Genomic DNA, 6,000 nt, shown 5'->3' with positions numbered 1-6,000 from the left:
TCGACGATCGACGTCTCGTCCGAGACCCACGACGCCAGCCGCGACGCCTGCGCCCGCAACCCCTCCACCGACTTGGCCGACACCAACCACGGCACGACCGGTAGAGCCACCTCGTCACCAGCGGCGACGTCAGCGGTTTCCCCCTCTTCGATGATCACGTGGGCATTGGTGCCGCTGACGCCGAAGGAGGAGACCGCGGCCCGGCGCGGCCGGTCCTGCTCCGCCCAGGGCTGGGCCTCGGTCAGCAGCTCCACCATCCCCGCCGACCAGTCCACGTGCGGCGACGGCTCACCCACGTGCAACGTCTGCGGCAACACCCCGTGCCGCATCGCCATCACCATCTTGATCACGCCGCCGACACCGGCAGCCGCCTGCGCATGGCCGATGTTCGACTTCAGCGAGCCCAGCCACAGCGGCCGCTCCCGATCCTGCCCATACGTGGCGATCAGCGCCTGCGCCTCGATCGGATCGCCCAGGGTCGTGCCCGTCCCATGGGCCTCGACCGCATCCACGTCGGCGACCGACAGCCCGGCATTGGCCAGCGCCTGCCGGATCACCCGCTGCTGCGAAGGACCGTTCGGAGCCGTCAACCCGTTGCTGGCCCCGTCCTGGTTGACCGCCGACCCCCGCAGCACGGCCAGCACCCGATGCCCGTTGCGGCGGGCGTCCGACAGCCGCTCCACCAGCACCATGCCGACGCCCTCGGCCCAGCCGGTGCCGTCGGCCGACGCGGAGAACGCCTTGCACCGCCCGTCCGGCGACAACCCGCGCTGCCGCGAGAACTCCACGAACGTCCCCGGCGTGGCCATCACGGTCGCGCCCCCGGCCAGCGCCATGTCACACTCGCCCGACCGCAGCGACTGCGCCGCGAGATGCAACGCCACCAGCGACGACGAGCACGCCGTGTCCACCGTCACCGCCGGGCCCTCGAACCCGAACGTGTACGACACCCGCCCCGAGGCGATGCTCCCGGAGTTGCCGGTGCCGACCAGCCCCTCCAGCTCCTGCGGCACAGAAGACACCTGAGGGGCGTAGTCGTGGTACATCACACCGGCGAAGACACCGGTCCGGCTGCCCCGCAACCCGTCAGGATCGATCCCGGACCGCTCGATCGCCTCCCACGACGCCTCCAGCAGCAACCGCTGCTGCGGATCCATCGCCAGCGCCTCACGCGGCGAAATCCCGAAGAACCCGGCGTCGAACTCGCCGGCGTCGTACAAGAACCCGCCGTGCCGCGCGTACGACGTCCCCCGCCCATCGGGATCCGGGTCGTACAACTCCTCCAGATCCCATCCACGGTCGGCGGGGAACTCCCCGATCGCGTCCCGGCCGGCTGCCACCAGCTCCCACAGATCCTCCGGCGAGCCCACCCCGCCCGGATACCGGCAGGCCATTCCCACGATCGCGATCGGCTCACGTGCCGCTTCAGCGAGAGAGCGGTTCTGTGCCCGCAGGCGTTCGGTCTCCTTCAATGAGGAACGCAGGGCCTCGATGAGCTTGGTGTCGTTCGCAGCCATTTCTCGCCTCGTACTCCTCGTGCTGCCGAAAGGGACCTACGCCGGAACGGCGGGGATGTTTTCCGTGATCTTCCGCATGACGCCCGCGGCGTGGGAGTTCAGATAGAAATGGCCCCCGCGGAAGACGTGCATGTCGAAGAGGCCGCTGGTGTGGTCTTTCCAGCGCCGCGCCTCGTTCAGCGACACGTGTGGGTCGGAGTCGCCGGTCAGTACGATGATCGGCGCGTCGATCCGCGCCCCGGGCCGGCATCGGTAGGTCATGACGGCCGTGTAGTCGCCGCGGAGCGAGGGCATGATCATGCTCACCAGCTCCGGGTCGTCCAGCATCCGCGCGTCGGTGCCGCCGAGCCGCCGCACCTCGGCGAGCAGCGCCTGGTCGCCCTCCTTGTGCACGGTCTCGACGCGTACGCACGAGGGCGCGCGCCGGCCGGAGGCGAACAGCACCAGCGGGGAGACGTCCTCGGCCATCAGCCTTCTGGCCACCTCGAACGCGACCACCGCGCCCATACTGTGCCCGAAGAAGGCCATGGGCCGGTCCGCCAGGGGGAGGATCTCCGCCGCGGCCCGGTCCGCGAGGGTGCCGATGTCGTCGATGCAGCGCTCGTGGCGGCGTTCCTGCCGGCCCGGATACTGCACCGCCAGGACGTCCAGCCGCGGCGAGAGCTGTTTGGCGACCGGGTGGAAATAAGAGGCGGAGCCGCCCGCGTGCGGGAAGCAGATCAGACGGGTGGCGGATGCCGGTGCGGGGAAGAACCGCCGCACCCACGCTCCGGTTTCGGTGATCACTGGAAATTCCTTCCTTAGGTGTCCGCACTCATCCGGACGTCCAGGAATGCGCCCATACCCCGGCCCCGGTCATGCTTCATTGCAACCCACGGGGCGGCGGCATAGCTACACGATTCGCCCCCTAACGTCGTCCGCATTCCCCTACCACGCGGTTCTGTCGCACCATCCCAGGGGGCGATAGGGGCTTGACCGCACAGGCCCCGACGTGTCCACGAGCACGTCTAATGGGCCTTAGGGGTTACCCCGCCGTTCTGACGCGGCGAATACTGGTGCCGATATCGGGGACGCGCTCTCCGCCACCCGGAAATCGCGCGCCAGCGCGGCAATTAAGGAGAGACCGGTGGACTTTGGTTTATTCTATTTCGCCGACGACGTCACGACGGGAACCGACCGCTACCGGTTGCTGCTGGAGGGGGCCAGGTTCGCCGATACCCATGGATTCTCCGCCGTGTGGACTCCAGAACGGCATTTCCATGAATTCGGCGGCCTCTATCCGAATCCGGCTGTGACGGGCGCGGCCATCGCCGCCGTGACGGAGAACGTCGCGATCCGCGCGGGAAGCGTCGTGGCCCCGCTGCACCACCCGGTGCGCATCGCCGAGGAATGGGCCGTGGTGGACAACCTGTCCGGCGGCCGCGTCGGCGTGTCGTTCGCGCCAGGCTGGCACGTGGTGGACTTCGCCTTGCGGCCCGAGAGCTACGCCGATCGCCGGCAGGTCACGATGGACACGATCGACACGGTGCGGCGGCTGTGGCGGCAGGAGGAGGTGGAGCTGGTCGACGGAGCGGGCGAGTCGGTCAAGCTGCGCTCCTATCCGGCTCCGGTCCAGCCGGAGCTGCCCACGTGGCTCACCAGCTCGGGCAACCCGGAGACGTTCCGTCAGGCGGGCGAACTCGGCGTGGGCATCCTGACGCACCTGCTCGGCCAGAGCCTGGACGACCTCGTACGCAAGGTCGCCGACTACCGCGAGCACTACGCCAGGTCGCACGACGGCACCGGACACGTCGCGCTGATGCTGCACACCTTCATCGGCGAGGACCGCGGCCGCGTGCGCGAGGTGATCCACCAGCCCTTCACCGACTACCTGCGCAGCTCGCTCGGCCTGGTGCTGAAGGCCGCCGAGGAGCTGATGCCGGGTATCGACCCGGAGTCGATGGATCCTGAGGACATCGACTTCCTGCTGGAGATCTCGTTCGAGCGGTACTTCGAGACGGGTGGCCTGTTCGGCACGGTCGACGACGGCATGGCGACGCTGCGGTCCCTCGAGGAGATCGGCATCGACGAGGTCGCCTGTCTGGTCGACTTCGTCCCGGACACGGACGCCGCCCTGGACGGGCTGCGTCATCTGGACCGGCTCAAGCGGCGTTGGGAAGCGCAGTGATGATCGAAAGTCTGCGCCTGAGGCGGGTGCTGGGCCACTATCCGACGGGTGTGGTCGTGATCGCCGCGTTGTCGGGCGGCGAACCGCATGGTTTCACGGTCAACTCCTTCACCTCCGTCTCCCTCGACCCGCCCATCGTGAGCTTCTGCGCCGCCCACACCTCGACCACGTGGCCGCACATCCGGGCCGCGGGCGCGTTCACGATCAGCATGCTGAGCGCCGGGCAGGAGCGGGTGTGCCGGTCGTTCGCGTCCAAGGGGGCGGACAGGTTCTCCGGGATCGAATGGTCGGTGCGGGAGGGCGGCCATCCGGCGATCAACGGCGCGGTCGCCTGGATCGACTGCGAGCTGGACTCCTGCCATGTGGTGGGGGACCACGAGCTGGTCCTCGCCAGAGTGGTCGCCCTGACCACCAACGACAGCGACGGTGAGCCGCTGGTGTTCCACCGGGGGCGGCTGGGCAGGGTCCTGGTCTGAAAACCACGCAGGGCGCCCTCCGCGATGCGGAGAACGCCCTGCTTCGGTGTGGTGCGCCGCCAGGGACTCGAACCCCGGACCCGCTGATTAAGAGTCAGCTGCTCTGACCAACTGAGCTAGCGGCGCGACAGATGTAACTGTAGCAGCCGCCAACCGATGCCCGCACACGTCAGCCGAGCCGAGCGGCCAGCCCTTCGTACGCCCCCACCACCAGATCCCAGAACCGCCTGACGTCCAGCGAGGTAGCCACCAGCGCGTTCGCCCGCCGCTCCCCCACCACGAAGTTCGTCACCGTCATCCCCCGCGTATAGAGCCCGGCCGTCTCCACGTCCACCGCAGCCGGAACACAGGCGAAAAGGGACGGATCCAGCACGTACGCCACCGCGCACGCGTCATGGATCGCCGGCCCGCCATCGACCGTCACCGCCTTGTACGACTGCACCCCCGGCACCAGCAACTCCGCCAGCCGGCCGAGCGGCCGCATCCGGTCCAGCACGCTCGACGTGGCCACGGCGGACAGCGTCACGTCCAGGCCCAGCATCTTGACCGTCCATCCGGCGTCGAAGACGATCGCGGCCGCCTCCGGGTCTGCCAGCATGTTGAACTCGGCCGCCGGGCTGTGGTTGCCACGCGTGTAGGAGCCGCCCATGATGACCAGGTCGCGGGCCCATTCGGCGACGCGGGGCTCCTTGCGTACGGCGAGGGCGAGGTTCGTCAGCGGCCCCACGGCCACCAGCGTGATCTCGCCGGGCGCGGCCCGCAGCGTGTCCACGATGAAGTCGACCGCGTGCCCCTCCGACGGCCCGCGCACCGGCGCGGGCAGCACCACGCTGCCCAGCCCGGTCGCGCCGTGCACGTCGGCGGCCCGCACCGTGTGCCGCAGCAGAGCGCCCGCGCTGCCCGGCGTGACCGGCACGTCCCCGAGGTCCAGGAACTCCCTGAGCGCCAGCGCGTTCGTCGTGGTCAGCGGGAGGTCGACGTTGCCGCCCACCGTGGTGATCCCCACCACGTCCAGGGCGTCACGGGACCCGGCGGCCAGGGCCAGGGCGAGCGCGTCGTCGATGCCGGGGTCACAGTCGATGAGAACTTTCTTCACAGAACCGGAGGATACGCATGGATCGGGCCGGGCAGTTCCCCCAAAGCTGCCCGGCCCGATCGGCGGCGGTCCAGGCCGACGAATTCCCCCAAAAACGTCGGCGGTCCCGCACTAGCGGCCCGCGGTCCCCCTCCGCGTCCGCTTCGGTGAAAGTTGTCGGCCAGTCGGTAGTGCTCCTGACCTGCTATAACGCTACCGAGACGAATGCAACGGTCGCGTCATAACGGGGTCGAATATCTGTTTAATCCGACTACGGAAGCTTCAACCGAACCTCTGCACCCTCCTCCAGGGATCTCCCCACCGTGCAGTACTTCTCGTGCACCCGCCCGGCCACCGCGCGGAACACCTCGCCGGCCTCCTCCGACGGCAGCTCCACGTCATACGTGATCGTCACCGGCCCCAGCCTGTTCTGCTCGACCTTCTCGGCCTCGACGGTCATGGCCAGCCGGAGCAGCTGATGCCCCCGCTTGGCGGTGAGCGGCTCCACGCTCACGATGTTGCAGCCGCCCAGCGCGGCCAGCAGCAACTCCACCGGCGTGAACACCCCGTCGTCGGTGCCGCCGCCCATCCGTACCTCGGCGCCGCGGGCGTTCACAGCCCGGAATCCGCCGTCCTCAGTCCGCTCGACACGCACGTTAGCCATGTCTGCGACCCTACCCAGCCCGCGCCGGCCGCCCCCGCGAGGGCCCGGCGCGGGCATTTAGGCGATTCCTTGGAAGTACTCAGAAACCTTTAATGTTCGCT

At 69.0% G+C, this 6,000-nt stretch carries 6 protein-coding genes and 1 tRNA gene; 2 read left to right on the top strand and 5 right to left on the bottom strand.

What is annotated here, in order from left to right:
• The coding region (locus ACIBX3_RS31155; protein WP_397123132.1) for a type I polyketide synthase at positions 1-1,517 on the bottom strand (1,517 nt) is incomplete at its 3' end.
• A gap of 36 nt (positions 1,518-1,553) precedes the next feature.
• On the bottom strand, positions 1,554-2,303 hold the full coding sequence (locus tag ACIBX3_RS31150; RefSeq protein WP_397123130.1) for a thioesterase II family protein: 750 nt from the start codon (positions 2,301-2,303) through the stop codon (positions 1,554-1,556).
• 340 nt (positions 2,304-2,643) lie between these two features.
• Here ACIBX3_RS31150 and ACIBX3_RS31145 point away from each other — a divergent pair, with 340 nt between their 5' ends.
• The gene (locus ACIBX3_RS31145; protein ID WP_397123128.1) at positions 2,644-3,684 is read left to right on the top strand and encodes an LLM class flavin-dependent oxidoreductase; all 1,041 of its coding nucleotides are present in this window, start codon (positions 2,644-2,646) and stop codon (positions 3,682-3,684) included.
• On the top strand, positions 3,684-4,160 hold the full coding sequence (locus ACIBX3_RS31140) for a flavin reductase family protein (RefSeq protein WP_397123126.1): 477 nt from the start codon (positions 3,684-3,686) through the stop codon (positions 4,158-4,160). The genes ACIBX3_RS31145 and ACIBX3_RS31140 overlap by 1 nt, the downstream gene beginning before the upstream one ends.
• A gap of 49 nt (positions 4,161-4,209) precedes the next feature.
• Here the strand turns inward: ACIBX3_RS31140 and ACIBX3_RS31135 are convergent.
• From ACIBX3_RS31135 to ACIBX3_RS31125, 3 genes are all read right to left on the bottom strand, one after another.
• Positions 4,210-4,286, bottom strand: a tRNA-Lys gene (locus ACIBX3_RS31135).
• Between the two features lie 43 nt (positions 4,287-4,329).
• The gene (locus tag ACIBX3_RS31130; protein WP_397123124.1) at positions 4,330-5,256 is read right to left on the bottom strand and encodes a nucleoside hydrolase; all 927 of its coding nucleotides are present in this window, start codon (positions 5,254-5,256) and stop codon (positions 4,330-4,332) included.
• A 250-nt stretch (positions 5,257-5,506) separates the two neighbouring features.
• Positions 5,507-5,899: an OsmC family protein gene (locus ACIBX3_RS31125; RefSeq protein ID WP_397123122.1), complete on the bottom strand. Its 393-nt coding sequence runs from the start codon at positions 5,897-5,899 to the stop codon at positions 5,507-5,509.
• Positions 5,900-6,000 lie beyond the last annotated feature (101 nt).

This window comes from Nonomuraea sp. NPDC049480 (assembly GCF_044465905.1).
Classification (GTDB): Bacteria; Actinomycetota; Actinomycetes; order Streptosporangiales; family Streptosporangiaceae; genus Nonomuraea.
The sequence above is the reverse complement of the archived record's forward strand: the minus strand, read 5'-3'. Positions and strand labels throughout refer to the sequence as shown.

What these genes read in the sequence shown, in the direction of transcription:
- ACIBX3_RS31125 (WP_397123122.1), bottom strand. Translation starts at nt 5,899, where the DNA reads ATGGCTAACGTGCGTGTCGAGCGGACTGAGGACGGCGGATTCCGGGCT.
- ACIBX3_RS31140 (WP_397123126.1), top strand. Translation starts at nt 3,684, where the DNA reads ATGATCGAAAGTCTGCGCCTGAGGCGGGTGCTGGGCCACTATCCGACG.